The following is a 16,939-nucleotide window of genomic DNA, read 5'->3' on the forward strand; positions in this document are numbered from 1 at the left end:
GCGACGATGCTAGGGCAGCTTCCACTCGACAGGTGCGGCGCCTTGCTGGGTGAGCAGCTCATTGGCGCGGCTGAACGGCCGCGAGCCGAAGAAGCCGCTGCGCGCCGACAGCGGGGACGGGTGCGCCGACTCGATGCGCGGCACGCTGCCGAGCATGGGCGCCAGGTTGCGGGCGTCGCGGCCCCACAGGATGGCGACCATCGGCTTGTCGCGGGCCACGAGGGCGCGGATGGCCTGCTCGGTGACCTGCTCCCAGCCCTTGCCCCGGTGGGAGGCGGGCTTGCCGGGCATGACGGTCAGGACCCTGTTGAGCAGCAGCACGCCCTGCTCGGCCCACGGGGTCAGGTCGCCGTTGGCGGGGCGGGGGAGGCCGAGGTCGGACTCCATCTCCTTGTAGATGTTGAGCAGGCTCCCGGGTATCGGCCGCACCTCCGGCGCCACCGAGAACGACAGCCCGACGGGGTGGCCGGGCGTGGGGTAGGGGTCCTGGCCCACGATCAGCACCCTGACGTCGTCGAAGGGCTGGTTGAACGCGCGCAGGACGTTGGGGCCCGCGGGCAGGTACTGCCTGCCCTCGGCGATCTCGTTGCGCAGGAACTCACCCATCAAGGAGATCTGCTCGGATACGGGCTCAAGAGCCTGAGCCCATCCGGCTTCGACGACTTCATGCAAAGGACGACCGGCCATGGCCGTGAAGCTTATCTAGGTCTGGTACGGCTTGCCGCCCAAACGGACGCGCAGGCCGTACCGGAATGATCACAACGACGGCTTGCCGGGCTGGAAGAGCCAGGCGTCGAAGAGGGCGTCGAGCTGCCTGCCGGACACGCGTTCGGACAGGGCCACGAAGGCGGCGGTGTCGGCGTTGCCGTACTTGTGGTCGTTCGCCCAGGTGCGCAGGATCGTGAAGAACGCGTTGTCGCCGACGGTCCGGCGCAGGACGTGCAAGGTCGCCGCGCCGCGGTCGTAGACGGGGTCGTGGAAGAGCGCGGCGGCGCCGCCGGGGTCGGCGGTGGGCGTCTGCCAGAACTCGTCGTCGGCGGGCCTGGCGTAGACGCCGTCGAAGGACGTCTGCACGGTACGGTTGCCGATCTTCTCCAGCCAGAGCCATTCCGCGTACGTCGCGAAGCCCTCGTTCAGCCAGATGTCCCGCCATAAAGTGGGCGTCACCGAGTCGCCGAACCACTGGTGGGCCAGCTCGTGCGCGAGCAGCGACTCGCCGGGCACCACGGGGTAGATGGGCCGGGTCTGGGTCTCCAGGGCGTAGCCGACGTTCGGCTCGTGGTCCACGATCCCGCCGGTGGAGGAGAAGGGGTACGGGCCGAAGAGCGAGCTGAAGTAGTTCAGGACGGGGGCGTGACGGGCGGCGAAGTCCGTCGCCGTGCCGGCGAGCTTGGGGTCCACGGCGGTGATCACCCGGTAGCCGCCGGACCTGGTGTCGGTGAGCTGGAACTTGCCGATCGACACGGTGGTCAGATAGCCGGCCATGGGCTCGCGGGCGTCCCACACGTAAGTGGTCCGGCCGCCGGCCGACGTCCTGGCCACCAGGTCGCCGTTGGCCACCGCGACCCTGGTGCTGGGCACGGTGACCGAGAAGCGGTACGTCGCCTTGTCCGACAGGTGATGGTTGCCGGGGTACCAGGTCATCGCGCCCTGCGGCTCGTTGGCGTTGAAGACGCCGTCGCTGGTCCTGATCCAGCCGTCCCTGGAGCCGTCGGGGTCGAGGACGTGGGTGGGTCTGCCGTCGTACCGGACGACGACGGAGAAGCCCTGCCCGGAGGCGAGCGCGGCGGCGGGGGTGACGACCAGTTCGTCGCCGCTGCGGGTGAAGGCGGCGGGCCGGCCGTCCACGGTGACCGAGCGTACGGACAGCGAGCCGGACAGGTCGAGGTCGAAGCGGCTGAGCGCCTGGGTGGCGCGGGCGTTGACGGTGGCGACGCCGGTCAGGACGTTGGAGGAGGGCTCGTAGTCGAGGGCGAGGTCGTAGTGGCCGGCGTCGTAGCCGCCGTTCCCCTGGCCGGGGAAGTACGGGTCGCCCGCCCCGGGCGAGCCCGGGGTGCCGCCGAGCGCGGCGGCGGGGGTGAGGGGGAGGGAGATGAAGGCTGCTGCGGCGAGGGCGAGAAGACGCTTCATGAACAATCATCGGAGGTCCGGAAGGACGTGTTACGGGCGCCCGCCTGCCCCCCTCGGGAGGCGGGCGCCCGCCGGGAATGGCCTACTTGACGGAACCGGCCATCATGCCCTGGACGAAGTACCGCTGGAAGGCGAAGAACAGCACCAGCGGGATGATCAGTGACAGGAACGCCCCGGAGGAGAGGATGTCGACGTTCGATCCGAACTGCCGCATCTGGGACTGCAGGGCCTTGGTCATCGGCTGGTTGTCGGTGTTGGCGAACACGAGCGCGATGAGCATGTCGTTCCACACCCACAGGAACTGGAAGATCCCCAGCGAGGCGATGGCCGGCTTGCCTAGCGGGAACACGACCTGGGCGAAGATCTTCCACTCGGGTGCGCCGTCCATCCTGGCCGCCTCCAGGAGCGAGGCGGGGATGCCGACGAAGAAGTTGCGCAGCAGGAAGATGGCGAACGGCAGGCCGAACGCCGTGTGGAACAGCACCACGCCGGGAATCGTGCCGAAGATCCCGACACCGCCGTAGAAGGCGGCGACGGGGATCAGCGCGATCTGGATCGGCACGATCAGCAGGCCCACCACGACCAGGAACGCCGTGTCCCGGCCGCGGAAGTCCATCCACGCGAACGCGTACGCCGCCATGGCCGCGATGCCGATCACCAGGATCGTGGTCGGCACGGTGATGGCCACCGTGTTCCAGAACGACGAGGTGAAGCCGCTGGCCAGCAGGTTCTTGTAGTTGGCCAGGGTCAGCTCGGCGGGCTTGGTGAAGATCGTCCACCAGCCCTCGGCGTTGTTCACCTTCACCGTGCGCAGGGAGACGACCAGCAGGCCGAGCGTCGGCACCAGCCAGAACAGGCCGAGCACGATCATGATCACCTGGACGGCCCCGCCGCCGAGGCGGTCCACGATCCTGCTCGCCACGCCCCTGCGCGGCGCGCCCGACTCCAGCCGGTGAGACGCCTTCACGGTCGCGGTCGTCATGTGTCTTCCCTTCTGAACCGGCGGATGTTCATGATCATGAAGGGGAGGACCAGGATGAGCAGGAACACCGCGAGTGCGCTGCCGAGCCCCTGGTTGTTCCCGCCGCCGAACGACACGCGCCACATCTCCAGCGCGACCACGTTCGACTGCGGCTGAACCGAGGCCGGCGCGATGATGTAGACCAGGTCGAAGACCTTCAGCGTATTGATGATCATCGTCACGAAGACGACGAGCAGCACCGGCGACAGCAGCGGCACGGTGATCCGCCGGAACACCTGCCACTCGGTCGCGCCGTCGATGCGGGCGGCCTCCAGGGCGTCCCGCGGGATGGCGGCGAGGCCGGCGGCGATCAGCACCATCGCGAACCCGGCCCACACCCAGACGAACGCGCCGATGATCGCCGGCGTGATGAGCGTCTGGCCGAGCCAGGTCAGGCCGCCGTAGCTGGCCTGGAAGTTCGACTCCGGCAGCCGCACGACGTAGGAGCCCGCGGGCAGGCCGTCGAAGCGGAACGTGCCGTCGTCGGCGGTGGTGGCGGTGCCCGCCACCTTGCCGTTCTGGACCGCCTCGACGGTGATGCCGGGCAGGCCCTTCTCCGTCGGGTCGACCGCGCCGCTCTGGCCGCCGCCGCCCTGGGTGAAGTCGAACCAGACGGTCCCGGACAGGCCGTCGCCCGAGGGGGCGCGAGCGGTCTGGGCGTTGGACGGCATGGTCTGCGGCTTGACGCCGACGATCGGGATCAGCACCGGCTTGCCCGCCTGGGCGGGCTCCTTGGTGACGACCGCGCCGTTCTGCTCGGTCACGGGAGACTCGTCGCCGCCGCGCGGCCGGGCCTCGGGGTAGCCCTTGGAGGAGGAGAACGTGTCGTGCACGGTGGTGAGCACGGCGTTGGCCAGGCCCTTGTCGGGGCTCTCCTCGTACACCAGGCGGAAGATGACGCCCGCGGCCATCAGCGAGACCGCCATCGGCATGAACACGATCAGCTTGAACGCCGTCGCCCACTTGATGCGCTCGGTCAGCACCGCGAAGATCAGGCCGATCGTGGTGACCACGATCGGCGCCACGACCACCCAGATGAGGTTGTTGCGGATCGTGACCAGCATGCCCTGGTCGCTGAAGATCGTGGCGTAGTTGCCCAGCCCCACGAACCCGCTGCCCGAGGCGTCGAACAGGCTGCGGAAGATGGAGTAGACGATGGGGTAGACCACCCAGACGCCGAGCAGCAGGGCCGCCGGCAGGAGGAAGGCGATGGCGACCGCCGGCGATGGGCCGAGGCGTCGTCTCGTACGGGGGGTTTCAGCCGGTCCTGCGGAGGGCCCGCCCGCGATCTTCGCGGGCGGGGCCGCCGGGCCGTCCAACCGTTCGGTCACGGCCTTACCTCTTTACTTCCAGGCCTTCTTGGCCTCGGCCTCGAGCGCCTCCTGGGCGCCCTTGACGTCGCTCGGGTTGCGCAGGAAGTCCTGGAGGACCTTCCACTCGCCCTTGCCGTCGGTGCCGCCGAAGGCGCTCGGGGCCAGGTCCGACATGTCGTAGCGGACGGCGTCGCCGGCGGAGACGATCGTCTGGCCGAGCTGCTTGGTCAGCTCGTCGGGGTAGTTGTCGGGGGAGACGTTCTTGTTGGGCGACAGGTAGCCGGGGAGCTTGGCCCAGATCTCGCCGCCCTCCTTGGAGGCCAGGAACTGCACCAGGGCCATCGCGCCGGGGGAGTCCTTCATGACCACGGCCACGTCGCCGCCGAGCACGACGGGGGCGGTGTCGCCGGCCTTCGGGAACGGGAAGTACTTGGCGCCCTCGCCGACCTTGGCGCCGTCCTGGGTGGCCTGGGTGGCGACGAAGTCGGCCTCGATGACCATGGCGGCCTTCTTGTTGCCGTAGACCTTGGTCACGCAGGTCGGGAAGTCGGTCTGCAGCGCGCCGGAGGCGCCGTCGAGCACGAACTCCTTCTTGCCCGCGATCTGCGCGATCTTCTCCAGGGCGGTGGCGACGCTGGCGTCGGTCCAGGGGATCTCGTGCTTGGAGAGCTTGTCGTAGTTCTCCGGGCCGGCGCTGGACAGGTAGACGTTCTCGAACAGGTCGGTCAGCGTCCAGCCGGAGGCGCCGCAGAGGGAGAAGGGCGGGGTGCCGGAGTCGGCGATGGTCTGCCCGGCCTTGATCAGCTCGTCCCAGGTCGTCGGCACCTGGACGCCGGCCTCCTCGAACGCCTCGGAGCGGTACCAGACCAGCGACTTGTGCGCGGCCTTGATGAGCACGCCGTACACCTTGCCGTCGGCGGAGCCGAGCTCCTTCCAGTACGGCGTGTAGTTGGTGTCGATCTCCTGGGTGACCTCGGCGGACAGCGGCTTGAGCGCGTCCTGCTTGGCGTACTGCTGCACCAGACCCGGCTGCGGCAGGATCGCGACGTCCGGCGGGTTCTTGCCCTGGATGCGCGGGCCGAGGTAGGCGCCGGTGTCCTCACCCGTGGAGGCGTAGGTGACGGTGGCGCCGGTCTTGTCGGAGAAGGCCTTGAGCACCTGCTCGAAGTTCTTCTGCTCCGCGCCGGTCCACTTGGCCGCGACCTCCAGCTTGACGCCTTCGAGCGTCTTGGCGCCGGCGGCGGAACTGGCCGGCGCCGACTCCGAGGCGGTGGGGGTCGTCGTCGTCGGGGCGTTGCCGCAGGCGGCGACGGCTACCGCGAGCCCTGCCAGGACTACTGCTGCACTGGCTTTACGCATGGCTTGCCTCACTGGGTTCTGATGATCTCTTCGAGTTCTGACTTCATGGAGGCCGCGACGTCGTCGGCGGACTCGTTCTCGGGGTCGGCCAGGGCCTTGGCGACCGAGCTGGCGATCACCAGGCTCACCTGGTTGTAGTTGGCGCTCACCGGCCGTGGTTTGGCGGCGAGGATGCTCTCCTTGAGCACCGGCAGGTACGGGAACCGCTTGATCAGGGCCGGGTCGTCGTACAGCTCGGTCCACACGGGCGGGAAGGAGCCCTCGGTGAGGACGCGGCGTTCGTTCTCCAGACTGGTGAAGTAGCGGATGAACTGCTGTGCGGTCTGCTGGTGCTTGGAGTAGGCGCTGACGGCCAGGTTGATCCCGCCGAGGGAGCTGGATCCCTGACCGTTGAGTCCGGGCAGCCGGGTCACCGCGAAGCGGTCGCCCAGCTTGGCCCTGGCCGGGCCGTAGGCGTGCGGCCAGTTGCGGGCGAAGGCCAGCTTCCCGTCCTGGAAGGCCAGCCGGGTCTCCTCCTCCTTGAAGGTCAGGGAGTCGCCGGTGATCCAGCGCTCCCGCAGCCCTTGCATCAGGAAGTCGAGCGCGATCTTCCCCTTGGCCGGATCGAGGGTCACTTCCGTGCCGTCGTGGTTGAGAATCTGCCCGCCCGCCGACTGCACTGCCTCGGAGAAGTTCACGGTCAAGCCTTCGTAGGCCAGGAGTTGGGCCGCATAGCCTCCGATGTCCCGCTTTTTCGTTACTTCTCGCGCTTTATCGCGAAGTTCCGCCCAGGTCTGCGGCGGCTTCTTGATGAGATCGGTCCGGTAGTAGAGCAGTCCCGCGTTGCTGGTGTACGGGACGGCCCAGAGCTTGCCCTTGTAGACGGCCGTGTCCACGACGGGCGGCAGGAACCTGTCGAGCGGGAACAACCCGCGCTCCAGGGGGATGATCCAGCCGTTCTCCGCGAACTCGGCGGTCCACACCACGTCGAGCCCCAGCACGTCGTAGCGGTTGCTCTGGGCCTGGAGGTTGGCCACCATCTGGGCGCGTTGCTCGTCGGCGGCCTCGGGCAGCTCCAGCAGCGTCACCTTCTCGGCCGGGTGGGCCTGGTTCCAGCGGTCCAGCAGGGGTTGCAGGTACGCCGTGGTGTCGCGTCCGGTGGCGAAGGTGATCGGGCCTGTGCCGCCCGTCCCCTTCTCGCCGCCGCCCTCGTCGCCCGCCACCGTGCATCCGGCCGCCAGCACGACGACCAGAGCGAACGAAAGCGGGCGCAGCACTCTGTTTCCTCCACAATCAGCGGGGTTACATACGTGTTAGGTAGATGCATTCATGTTATGCACACCTGTAATCTGATGGTCAACGGATACCTACGTAACGCTCACGTAACACAAAGCGGGGAGGTGAGGCGTGCGGCTTCACCTGCTGGCGCTCCTGGCCAAGGAACCGGCCCACGGCTACGAGCTCAAACAGGCCCTTGAACAGACGTTCGGCAGCGCCTACCCCTCCCCGAACATCGGGCAGATATACGTGACGCTCGGCCGGCTGGAGAAGGACGGTCTGGTCAAGGCCGTCGACGTCGAACAGTCCAACCGGCCGAACAAGAAGGTCTACTACCTGACCGCCAAGGGCCGCGACCTGCTCGCCATCTGGGTCGACGAGCCCACCGAGGGGCCTCGGGTGCGCGACGAGTTCTTCATGAAGCTCGTGCTCGCGCCGCTCACCGGCATCGCCGACCGAATGGCGCTGATCAGTCGCCAGCGCCGCCACTACCTGTCGCTCATGGGCGACCTCAACGACCTGCTCTCCCGTACCGAGCCCACCGACCGGGTGGCCCTGCTGCTGATCGAAGGGGCCATGCTGCACCTTCAGGCCGATCTTGACTGGCTGGAGCGATGCCAGGAGGATCTGGCATGAGCTCGGTCCTAAAAACGGTCAATCTGGTCAAAATCTACCAAGATGGCGCAGTGCCGGTGCCGGCCGTGCGCGGGGTGGACCTCCAGGTCGAGCCGGGCGAGTTCGTCGCGGTGATGGGGCCGTCCGGCTCGGGCAAGTCCACGCTCGTGCACATGCTCGGCGGCCTCGACGCGCGCACCAGCGGCGAGATCTGGCTCGACGGGCAGCGGGTCGACACCCTCTCCGAGAGCGCCTGGGCGCTGCTGCGGCGCAAGAAGGTCGGCTTCGTCTTCCAGTTCTTCAACCTGGTCGCCAACATGACCGTCGGCGACAACGTCGAGCTGCCCGCGCTGCTGGCCGGGGCCTCGCCCAAAGTGGCCCGAGAGCGGCGCGAGAGCCTGCTCGGCGCGCTCAACCTGGCCGACCGCGCCGGGGCCTCGCCCGCCCAGCTCTCCGGCGGCGAGCAGCAGCGCGTCGCGCTGGCCAGGGCCCTGGCCAACAAGCCCAGCCTGCTGCTGGCCGACGAGCCCACCGGCAACCTCGACAGCCGCAACACGCGCGACGTGCTGCGCCTGCTCAGCGACGTGCACAAAGAGGGGCAGACGATCGTCATGGTCACCCACGACGCCCGGGTGGCGGGCCTGGCCGACCGGCTGGTGTCGCTGTTCGACGGCGAGATCGTCGACGACGGCCGCATCGCCCGCCGCCGCACCCGCACCGCCGGCGAGGTGATCGACCTCCGATGAGCACCACCCTGGCCGGAAGCCGGTGGATCAAGGCCGACCTGCGGGCCAGGAAGGGCCAGGCGGTGCTCACCGTGCTGGTCGTGGCCGGGATCGTGGCCGCCCTGATCACCGCGGCGACCCTCCTGGAGGACGGCACCAACCCGTGGCGCAGCCTGTCGGCCCAGACCGACGGCGCCCACGTCTGGGTCTACACCGACGACGACCCCCAAGTCGCCCTGGGCGGCATCGACGGCGTCACCGGCACCGCGGGCCCCTACCGCTCGGCGCCCGTCACCGTGGCGCAGGAGGGCAAGAAGGAGCCCGCGTCGCTGCGCGCGATGCCCGCCTCGCCGCCCCGGGTGGCCCATCCCGTGCTGGCCGAGGGCAGGTGGCTCGACGGCTCGCAGCCCGACGGCGTGGTCGTCGAACACTCCTTCGCCAGGTCGCTGGGCCTGGCGATCGGCTCGCCGTTCACCGTCATCGCGCTCAACGGCGAGCGCCACACCCTGTACGTGCGCGGCATCGCCGACTCCGCCGACCAGGGCTTCTACCCCGAATGGACCCCCGGGCTGGCCTGGGTGCTGCCCGCCACGCTCGACCGCGTCGAGCCCATGCTGGGCCGCAGCGAATGGGTCACCGGGCTGCGCCTGTCCGACCCCGACGCCAGCCAGGTCGTGGCCCAGCGCGTCGTGGTGATGCTGGAGGACAAGCTCCAGCGCGTCTACACCTGGCGCGAGGTCAGGGCCGCGATGGAGCTGGACAACCGGCTGCTCGGCACGCTGCTCGCGCTGTTCGGCGTGGTGGGCATGGTCGCGGCGGCGCTCGCGCTGGCCAACGCCGCCGGCGGCCGGGTGCTCGGCCAGCTCCGCGACCTGGCCACGCTCAAGTCGATGGGCTTCACCGGCGGCCAGGTCGCCCTGCTGCTCCTGGTCGAGCACGGCGCGCTCGGCCTGCTCGGCGTCGGTCTCGGCGCGCTGGCGGGCTGGGGGGCGACGGCCGTGGTGCTCGGCACGTACTCGGCCGCGCCGGTGCCGGTGCTGGCCATCGTGGCGGGCACGGCGCTGGTCGTCCTGGGGGCGGTGGGGGTGCCCGCCTGGCGGGGGGCGCGCACGCCGCCGATCCCCGCCGTGCCGGCCTCGCCGCCGCGCGGCCACCTGTCCCGGTTGGCCCGGCTCGGCCTGCTCGTACGCCTCCCGCCCGCCCTGATCCTGGGCACCCGCGACGCCTTCACCAGGCGCGTGCCGGCGTTCCTGACGGCGTTCGGCCTGGCCGTGCCGATGATGATGATCACGATCGGTCTCGGCGTCTGGGCCACCCTCGACAACTTCCTCAGCCACCCCGAACAGGTCGGCCAGCACGCCGGCCTGTACGTCCGTCCCGGCAAGCAGATGGAGTCGGCCGAGGCCCAGCGCATCGCCGAACGCGACCGCGACGTGCGCGCTGTCTACCCGGGCAGCGACGTGAACGCCCTGGCCCCGGGCGAGGCCCGGTCGGTCCGGGTGCGGGCGGTCGGCAGCTCGACCGACCCCTACCCGTTCCCCGTGATGGAGGGCAGGGGCTACGCCGAGCGCGGCGAGGCGGTCGCCGGGCAGGGGCTGCTCGACCTGCTGGGGGTCAGGATCGGCGACCGGGTGCGCCTGACCGTGGGCGGCTCGCCGCTGATCGTCCGGATCGTGGGCCGCACCGTCGAGCCCGACCTGGACGGCGAGGTGCTCTCGGTGGGCCTGGACAGCCTGGCCGCCAAGGACTCCGTGCCGCCCCAGTACTACGCGCTGGCCCTGCGGCCGGGCGCCGACAAGGCGGAGGTGCGCGCCAGGCTGCTGGCCGAGTCGGGGGAGAACCTCGACGTGCAGGCCGCGGTCAACCCGGCCGACCGGCTGTCGATCATCAGAGTGGTGATCGTGGCGCTGATCGCCGTGCTGGCCCTGATCGGCTTGGCCAACCTGCTCACCGCGAGCGCGATCGGCCTGCGCGACCACGCCTTCGACCTGGCCGTGCTCAAGGCCATGGGGCTGACGCCACGTCAGGTCATGGCCACGCTGGTGACCGGCACGGGCCTGCTGGTCGTGCTCGGCGTCGGCGCCGGCACGGCGGTGGGGGCGTCGGTGGTGGTGGGGCTGATCGACCTGCAGGGTCACACGAGCGGCGTGGGCGCGGGCATCGGCCGCGCGCCCTCGCCGGTGACGCTGGGAGTGGCCGTGGTGACGGCAGTGGGCACGGCCCTCGCGGTGGCGCTCATTCCCGCCCGCCGCGCGGCCCGTGCCCAGGTGCCCGTCACGTCACGCTGATCCGCTCGGGGACTGTGCTCAGTCCCCGGGCTTCAGCGCGAACCAGTAGAAGCCGTGGCCCGGCAGGGTCAGCAGGTAGGGCAGCTCACCGATCTTCGGGAAGCGCACCCCGCCGCGGGCCTCGACCGGCACCATGCCCTCGAACCTGCGCAGGTCCAGCTCGACGGGCTGCGGGAACTTCGACAGGTTGTTGACGCAGAGCATCACGTCGTCGCGGTCCTCACGCACGTACGTGAGCACGCACGGGTTGGAGGACCACATTTCGGTGTAGGCGCCGAGGCCGAACACCGGGTGGTTCTTGCGGATCTCCAGCATGCTGCGGGTGAAGTGCAGCAGGGAGCCCGCGTGGCGCTGCTGGGCCTCCACGTTGACCGCCTGGAAGCCGTAGATCGGGTCCATGACGGCCGGCAGGTAGAGGCGGCCGGGGTCGGCCGAGGAGAACCCGGCGTTGCGGTCGGGGCTCCACTGCATCGGCGTGCGGACCGAGTCGCGGTCCTCCAGCCAGATGTTGTCGCCCATGCCGATCTCGTCGCCGTAGTACATGACCGGCGAGCCAGGCAGCGACAACAACAGCGCCGTGAACAGCTCGATCAGGTCCCGGTTGTTGTCCAGCAGGGGCGCCAGCCGACGCCGGATGCCGAGGTAGGCCCGCATGCGCGGGTCCTTGGCGTACTCCTTGTGCATGTAGTCGCGCTCTTCCTCGGTCACCGTCTCGAGCGTGAGCTCGTCGTGGTTGCGCAGGAAGATGCCCCACTGTGCCGTGTCGGGCAGCTTGGGGGTGCGGGACATGATCTCGGAGATCGGCTCGCGGGTCTCCTTCTTCACCGCCATGTAGATGCGCGGCATCAGCGGGAAGTGGAAGGCCATGTGGCACTCGTCGCCGCCGGTGGTGGGGTCGCCGAAGTACTCCACGACGTCCTCGGGCCAGCCGTTGGCCTCGGCCAGCAGCACCCGGTCGGGGTAGAGCCGGTCGACCTCCGAGCGGATCTTCTTCAGGTACGCGTGCGTCTCGGGCAGCCCGGAGCACGCCGTGCCCTCACGCTCGAACAGGTACGGCACCGCGTCGAGGCGGAAACCGTCGATCCCCAGGTCGAGCCAGAACCGCAGCACCTCCAGCATGGCCTCCTGCACCGCCGGGTTGTCATAGTTCAGGTCCGGCTGGTGGTGGAAGAAACGGTGCCAGTAGTACTGCTTGCGCACAGGGTCGTACGTCCAGTTGGACTCCTCGGCGCCGATGAAGATGATCGGCGCGTCCGGATAGCCGGTGGGCTCGTCGGACCAGACGTAGAAGTCCCCGTAGGGCCCCTCCGGATCGTGCCTGGAGGCCTGGAACCACGGGTGCCTGTCGCTGGTGTGGTTCATGACCAGGTCGGTGATGATCCGCAGGCCCCGCTCGTGCGCGGCCTCGATCAACTGGACGAAGTCTCCCAGGTCGCCAAAATCCGGAAGGATCTTCATATAGTCCGAAATGTCATAACCGCCATCGCGCAGCGGGGACTCGTACAGCGGCAGCAGCCAGAGGCAGTCGACGCCGAGCCATTCCAGGTACCCGAGCTTCTCGATGAGACCGCGCAGGTCGCCCGTGCCGTCACCGTTGGAGTCCTTGAACCCCCGGACGAGAACCTCGTAGAACACCGCCCGCTTGTACCATCGCGGATCTTCCGAGACGAAAACCTCAGAGATCGACTCAGGTGATGGGGATGCGTTGATCATGATGTCGCTCACAGGAAGAGATGTGGGCAGGACGAAGTCACCGGTTACCCCGGCGTTCTTAGCTGGTGACCGCGCCGCGTGGAGTCGTCATCCCTGCGAACTCCATGCCCTCGAACGAGACCGGATTTGTGATCTGGTGCCCGTTTGTTGCGGCGCTTACGGGCCGAACACTACCAGCCCGGTGGCTTTCCGGAACCCGCTTCTGCTGTGCGACGTGTAATACCCGCGAGATCCGTATGTAATCGCCCTGTTACCCAGAGTTCACTAAAAAGGTGCGGTGACGTCCGGGAGGTCGTTCTCGAAGTCGTTCAGCCAGAGTCCGAAAAGCACCAGTCCGCGCACCCAGAAACGGTCGTTCCAGCCGTTGAACCGGGTCAGCGCGTCCGGTCCGCCGGCGATCACCTCGTGCAGCTCGTCGGAGAGCATCGCGGGCACCCGCCGGGCCACGACTTCGAGCATGGCGTGGGACCAGGCCCGCGCCGGCCCGGCCGTGGAACGCAGGGGCACCCGCTGGAGCGGCTGCTTGACCACGTTCGTGGAGGGCAGCGCGGCCACCCTCGGGTTGGCCGCGTGCAGCACCTCGCGGTAGAAGCGGCCCTTGTCCTTGCGCGCGACGCCGACGCTGAGCGCGGCGTCGAAGAAGGCGGGATGGATGAACGGCGCCGCGAACGACGCCTCCGGCCCCACCAGGTTGACCGCCGAACGCGCGATGCCGCGCACGGTCCTGGTGTGCAGCACCGACAGCGGCAGCTCGGCCCGGTGGCCGTGGAGCATCGAGGTGGCCGCCGCGAACTGCTCGCGCACGGTCTCCTCCATCCACTGCGCGGCCGCCTTGGACAGGAACGGCTGCGCGGGCGCGCCCAGCGACAGCGAGCCCAGCAGCGCCGCCGACCGCTCGGCCTGCGTCCTGGCCTCCAGCGCGGCGCCGCTGACCATGAAGTTCTTCAGCAGCGGGCCGCCGGCCAGGCCGTCGACCAGGATGCGGCCCGAGCCGTGCACCTCCTTGGCGAACGGCGCGTACCAGGCGTGGTGCGGCGTCAGGTACTCCAGCCGGCGGGCCACCTCGGCGGCGTCGCCGGGGTAGGCGGCGGCGTCCTGGGTGACGACCCGGTGCGGGATGCCCAGCTCGCGGGTGATCGCCCTGGCGAAGGCGATGTCGGTGTCGGTGCCGTCGTCGGGGCTGGTGGTCCACGACTCGACGTCGGCGCCGCGGGCCATGGCCACACTGGCCAGCAGGCGCGAGTCGTAGCCGCCGCTGACCGGCACGAGCAGCTTGCGGCCGTCGTAGTCCTCGTAGACGTGGTGCAGCAGCTCGACGATCTCCTCGGGACTGGTCCACGCCTCGTACGGCTCGGTGCGCAGCCAGCGCGGCAACCGGCGCTCGGTGGCCAGGCGCCCGTGCTCGAACACCAGCGCGCTCGACCCCGGCAGCCGCCTGACCTCCCGGTACGGGGTCGCCTCGCCCAGGGGGAACGTCACCTGGATGATCGAGGCCCAGGCGGCCCAGTCGATCTCGATGGGCACCAGGCTGAGCAGCGGCTGGATCAGCGAGGAGAAGTAGACCGCGTCGCCCTGGCGCACGTAGTAGACGTCGACCAGGCCGAGCGCGCCCGCGTGCAACGTCACCCGCGCGCCGTCGCCGATCAGGCCGGGCGTCTCGTACGTCTCCGCGACCGTCATCCAGTCCTCGGCGGCGGCGGGCTTGCGCTCGCCCCACGAGAAAGCGAACGCGCCGCCCGCCCGGTGGTACGGCGGCAGCGGCGCGGAGCTGAACAGCGCGGCCTCGTCCGTCTGGAGCGCGGGCCGCACCTTGGGGCCCGCGGCGGTGAGTTTGCCCAGTATGGAGGTGTCGATCCGGCCGAGAGCGCCGCATACGTAGGGTCGCACGTTGAACTGCACCGGATCTCATCCCTTCGAGACGCTTCCTGCAGAAGAGTATCCTTTGCCGGGCTGAGAGAGCGGAGGTCCGGTTGTCTACCGAGCTGGAAAGCACGCGTCGGGCGTTGCGGGAAGCTGTCGCGCAGGCCGAGCGCGCGGCCGAACTGGCCAGGCTGCTGGACGCCGCGCAGTCCAGGCTGGCGGCCGCCGAGGAGAGCGCCGAGGAGGCCAGGAAGCTGGCCGAGCAGCTGAGCGAGACCGAGGAGCGGCTGGAGGCCGAGCGGGCCGCGGCCGACAGGCTGCGCAAGGAGCTGGCCGAGCAGCGCTTCCAGGCCGAGGTGGCCAACTGGAAGCTGTCCTCGATCAAGGTCGCCCGCTGGAACCGGCTCGGCGACGCCATCAAGAGCGGCAAGAACAACCCGATGCGCCTGGCCAAGGGGCTCAAGGGCGCGGCCAAGCCGGTCAAGCGGCCCAGCGCGCCCAAGCGCCGGCCGGTGGCCGTCCAGGGGGCCAAGGAGGCGCGTCCTGGGGCGTCGTTCCAGGCCACCAGCACGACCAGGACGCTGGGCGGGGCCTCGTTCAAGCTCAAGCCGTACCGGATCCCCACCGGGCCCAACACCCGCCCGCACCTGACCGCGGCCGTCGTCGCCGATCCGCACGTCGAGGCGCTGCTGCGCTACGAGTGGCGTCAGACGACCGGGTTCACGCCGCGCGACTTCGCCCGCGTGCTGCCGCTGGAGGTGCCCCACCTGCTCGTGGTGGAGTCCGTCACGCAGGGGCCGTGGCTGGAGGAGCTGACCGGCGAGCCGGGCGAGGGGCTCAGGGCCCTGCTGGCCTGGTGCGCCGAGCGCGGCATCCGCACCGTCTTCTGGCACACCCAGGGCGACGTGGCCGACTACGCCGCCGCGGCCGAGCTGTTCGAGCACCGCTTCACCACCGACATGACGGTCCCGTGGCCGCGCCTGCACTTCGGCGTGCAGCCCCGGGTGCACAACCCGCTGCCGCTGGCCGGCGGGCGGGTGGACCGGGTGCTCACGCTCGACCAGCTGCTGCCGCCGCACCTGGCCTATCCCGACGTGCTCACCTCCTACCGCTGGCCGGCCGCGGCCGACTGCCCGCCGGGCACGCCGCAGTGGCGGCTGGCCGAGATCGCCGCCTGCGGCACGCCGATCGGCACCGAGCCGGACTCGCGGCGGGCGCACGTGGCCCTGCGCCGCGCCTACGGCACGGGGACGATGACCGAGCGCGTGGACGAGCTGCTGGAGGCCATCGGCCTGCCCAGCGCCCGCGCCACCCTCGACACCTCCGTGCTGCTGCCGATCCTCGACCCGTCGCTCATGGAGCACGCGCTGGCCCAGGTGGCCAGGCAGTCCGGCGTGGCCCAGGTGATCGTCATCGGGCCGCCCGAGGCCGAGCTGCGCGCCCGTGACGTGCTGACCGACGCCGAGGTGCTGTACCGGCGGCCCCACCCGGCCATGAGCGAGGGCGCGATGCTGGCCAAGGGCCTCGACCTGTGCGAGGCCGACCTGGTCGCGGTCATGGACCCGCGCGACGTCTACGGCCCGCACTACCTGTCCGACCTGCGCCGGGCCTTCCTGTTCAGCACGGCCGACATCGTCGGCAAGGCCGCCTTCTACGCCCACCTGCGCAAACCCCAGGCGACCCTGCTCAAGCAGCCCGAGGCCGAGTACGCCTACCTCCCCGAGATCGCCGGGGCCACCCTGCTCGCCCGCAGGAACGCCCTGCGCGAGGTGGGCTTCGCCGACCTCACCGAGGGCTGGGACGAGGTCATGATGCGCCAGTGCCGCACCGACGGCGTCAAGGTGTTCTCCGCCGACCGGTTCGGCTACGTGCGGGTGCGCGACGAGGACCGCTGGCTGCTCGGCGCGGCCCACCTGGTCGAGTACGGCTCGGCGGAGCCGCACGCGCTGATCTGACGCCTACGCTGAGTCGATGACCGACCTGCTCGCCCAGTCGCTGGCGGAGGTGCTGGGGGAGCCGCCGGCGCCCGAGGGCACCTGGGAGCGGGAGGCCGTCTACGTGACGGCCGCCGCGCTGCGCCGCCGCGTCCCGCCGGCCGAGCTGGCCGCGCGGGTGCGGGCGGTGGACGGGGTGAGCGAGGCGCGGGCCCGGCCGAACGGCTTCCTGCGCATCGTCGTGGACGCGCCGGGACGGCTGGTCGAGTCCCTGGACCCGCCCGCCCTGCCCGAGCCCGGCTGGCCCGACTTCCCGCGCACGTGGGACAACCCGGGCTTCGTCGTCCGGTACGCCCACGTCCGTGCCTGCGCGGTGCGGCGGTGGGCCGGGGAGCTGGGGGTGCCGCTCACCGGCTTCCGGCCCGAACTGCTGGACGGCCCCCACGACCGCCGGGTGCTGCGGGTGCTGGCCGAGCTGCCCGGACGCGCCCTCAGCCGCGACCCCGGCTGGGACGCCTTCTCGGTCCGGCTGGCGCTGGCCTACCACGACGCCCACGAGCACGCCCCCGCCGTCCCGATGGGGGACGAGCCGGTCCGGCCGGTGCACACGGCGCGGTTGCGGCTGGCGGAGGCCGTCCGGGGGGTACTGGTTGGGCCGGAAAGATTGTGATGGATCGTAAAATATCCGGCTAAAGCGCGAAAAATCGTGAAAATGTTGCTTGTG

Annotated in this window: 13 protein-coding genes; 5 read left to right on the forward strand and 8 right to left on the reverse strand. The window is 70.2% G+C overall.

From position 1 onward, the window contains the following. Positions 1-9 precede the first annotated feature (9 nt). The 6 genes from ACIBQ6_RS27425 to ACIBQ6_RS27450 all read right to left on the reverse strand — a co-directional run bounded on the left by ACIBQ6_RS27425 (position 10) and on the right by ACIBQ6_RS27450 (position 7,079). Positions 10-687, reverse strand: a complete 678-nt coding sequence (locus ACIBQ6_RS27425) for a uracil-DNA glycosylase (protein WP_352320349.1) — start codon at positions 685-687, stop codon at positions 10-12. A 69-nt stretch (positions 688-756) separates the two neighbouring features. Next, positions 757-2,130: a M1 family metallopeptidase gene (locus ACIBQ6_RS27430; protein ID WP_397215325.1), complete on the reverse strand. Its 1,374-nt coding sequence runs from the start codon at positions 2,128-2,130 to the stop codon at positions 757-759. An 82-nt stretch (positions 2,131-2,212) separates the two neighbouring features. Then, entirely contained in the window at positions 2,213-3,112 is a 900-nt protein-coding gene (locus ACIBQ6_RS27435) for a carbohydrate ABC transporter permease (RefSeq protein WP_358283382.1), read from the reverse strand. Next, entirely contained in the window at positions 3,109-4,482 is a 1,374-nt protein-coding gene (locus ACIBQ6_RS27440) for an ABC transporter permease subunit (protein WP_358283384.1), read from the reverse strand. Before ACIBQ6_RS27440 ends, ACIBQ6_RS27435 begins: the two co-directional genes overlap by 4 nt. A 12-nt stretch (positions 4,483-4,494) precedes the next feature. Then, positions 4,495-5,823: an ABC transporter substrate-binding protein gene (locus ACIBQ6_RS27445; protein WP_358283386.1), complete on the reverse strand. Its 1,329-nt coding sequence runs from the start codon at positions 5,821-5,823 to the stop codon at positions 4,495-4,497. 8 nt (positions 5,824-5,831) lie between these two features. Continuing rightward, positions 5,832-7,079: an ABC transporter substrate-binding protein gene (locus tag ACIBQ6_RS27450; RefSeq protein WP_358283388.1), complete on the reverse strand. Its 1,248-nt coding sequence runs from the start codon at positions 7,077-7,079 to the stop codon at positions 5,832-5,834. 130 nt (positions 7,080-7,209) lie between these two features. Here ACIBQ6_RS27450 and ACIBQ6_RS27455 point away from each other — a divergent pair, with 130 nt between their 5' ends. Genes ACIBQ6_RS27455 through ACIBQ6_RS27465 form a run of 3 tightly spaced genes read left to right on the forward strand, consistent with a single transcriptional unit; the run spans position 7,210 to position 10,708 of the window. Then, entirely contained in the window at positions 7,210-7,716 is a 507-nt protein-coding gene (locus tag ACIBQ6_RS27455) for a PadR family transcriptional regulator (protein ID WP_358283390.1), read from the forward strand. Next, positions 7,713-8,441 carry an ABC transporter ATP-binding protein gene (locus ACIBQ6_RS27460; protein WP_352349946.1) on the forward strand — a complete coding sequence of 243 codons (729 nt, stop codon included), beginning with the start codon at positions 7,713-7,715 and terminating at the stop codon, positions 8,439-8,441. The genes ACIBQ6_RS27455 and ACIBQ6_RS27460 overlap by 4 nt, the downstream gene beginning before the upstream one ends. Beyond that, on the forward strand, positions 8,438-10,708 hold the full coding sequence (locus tag ACIBQ6_RS27465; RefSeq protein ID WP_358283392.1) for an FtsX-like permease family protein: 2,271 nt from the start codon (positions 8,438-8,440) through the stop codon (positions 10,706-10,708). Before ACIBQ6_RS27460 ends, ACIBQ6_RS27465 begins: the two co-directional genes overlap by 4 nt. An 18-nt stretch (positions 10,709-10,726) precedes the next feature. On the opposite strand, the gene treS is transcribed toward ACIBQ6_RS27465, so the two are convergent. Then, complete coding sequence (gene treS, locus ACIBQ6_RS27470) at positions 10,727-12,421, reverse strand: maltose alpha-D-glucosyltransferase (protein WP_397215328.1); 1,695 nt, start codon at positions 12,419-12,421, stop codon at positions 10,727-10,729. Positions 12,422-12,685: 264 nt separating this feature from the next. Then, positions 12,686-14,308 carry an asparagine synthetase B family protein gene (locus tag ACIBQ6_RS27475; protein WP_397215330.1) on the reverse strand — a complete coding sequence of 541 codons (1,623 nt, stop codon included), beginning with the start codon at positions 14,306-14,308 and terminating at the stop codon, positions 12,686-12,688. Positions 14,309-14,424: 116 nt separating this feature from the next. Here ACIBQ6_RS27475 and ACIBQ6_RS27480 point away from each other — a divergent pair, with 116 nt between their 5' ends. Both ACIBQ6_RS27480 and ACIBQ6_RS27485 read left to right on the forward strand, forming a co-directional pair. Continuing rightward, a complete protein-coding gene (locus ACIBQ6_RS27480; RefSeq protein WP_397215332.1) occupies positions 14,425-16,236 on the forward strand; it encodes a hypothetical protein in 1,812 nt (603 codons plus the stop codon). Between the two features lie 16 nt (positions 16,237-16,252). Next, a complete protein-coding gene (locus tag ACIBQ6_RS27485; RefSeq protein ID WP_397215334.1) occupies positions 16,253-16,885 on the forward strand; it encodes an anticodon-binding protein in 633 nt (210 codons plus the stop codon). Positions 16,886-16,939 lie beyond the last annotated feature (54 nt).

The organism is Nonomuraea sp. NPDC049655, assembly GCF_044465465.1.
Taxonomy (GTDB): Bacteria; Actinomycetota; Actinomycetes; order Streptosporangiales; family Streptosporangiaceae; genus Nonomuraea.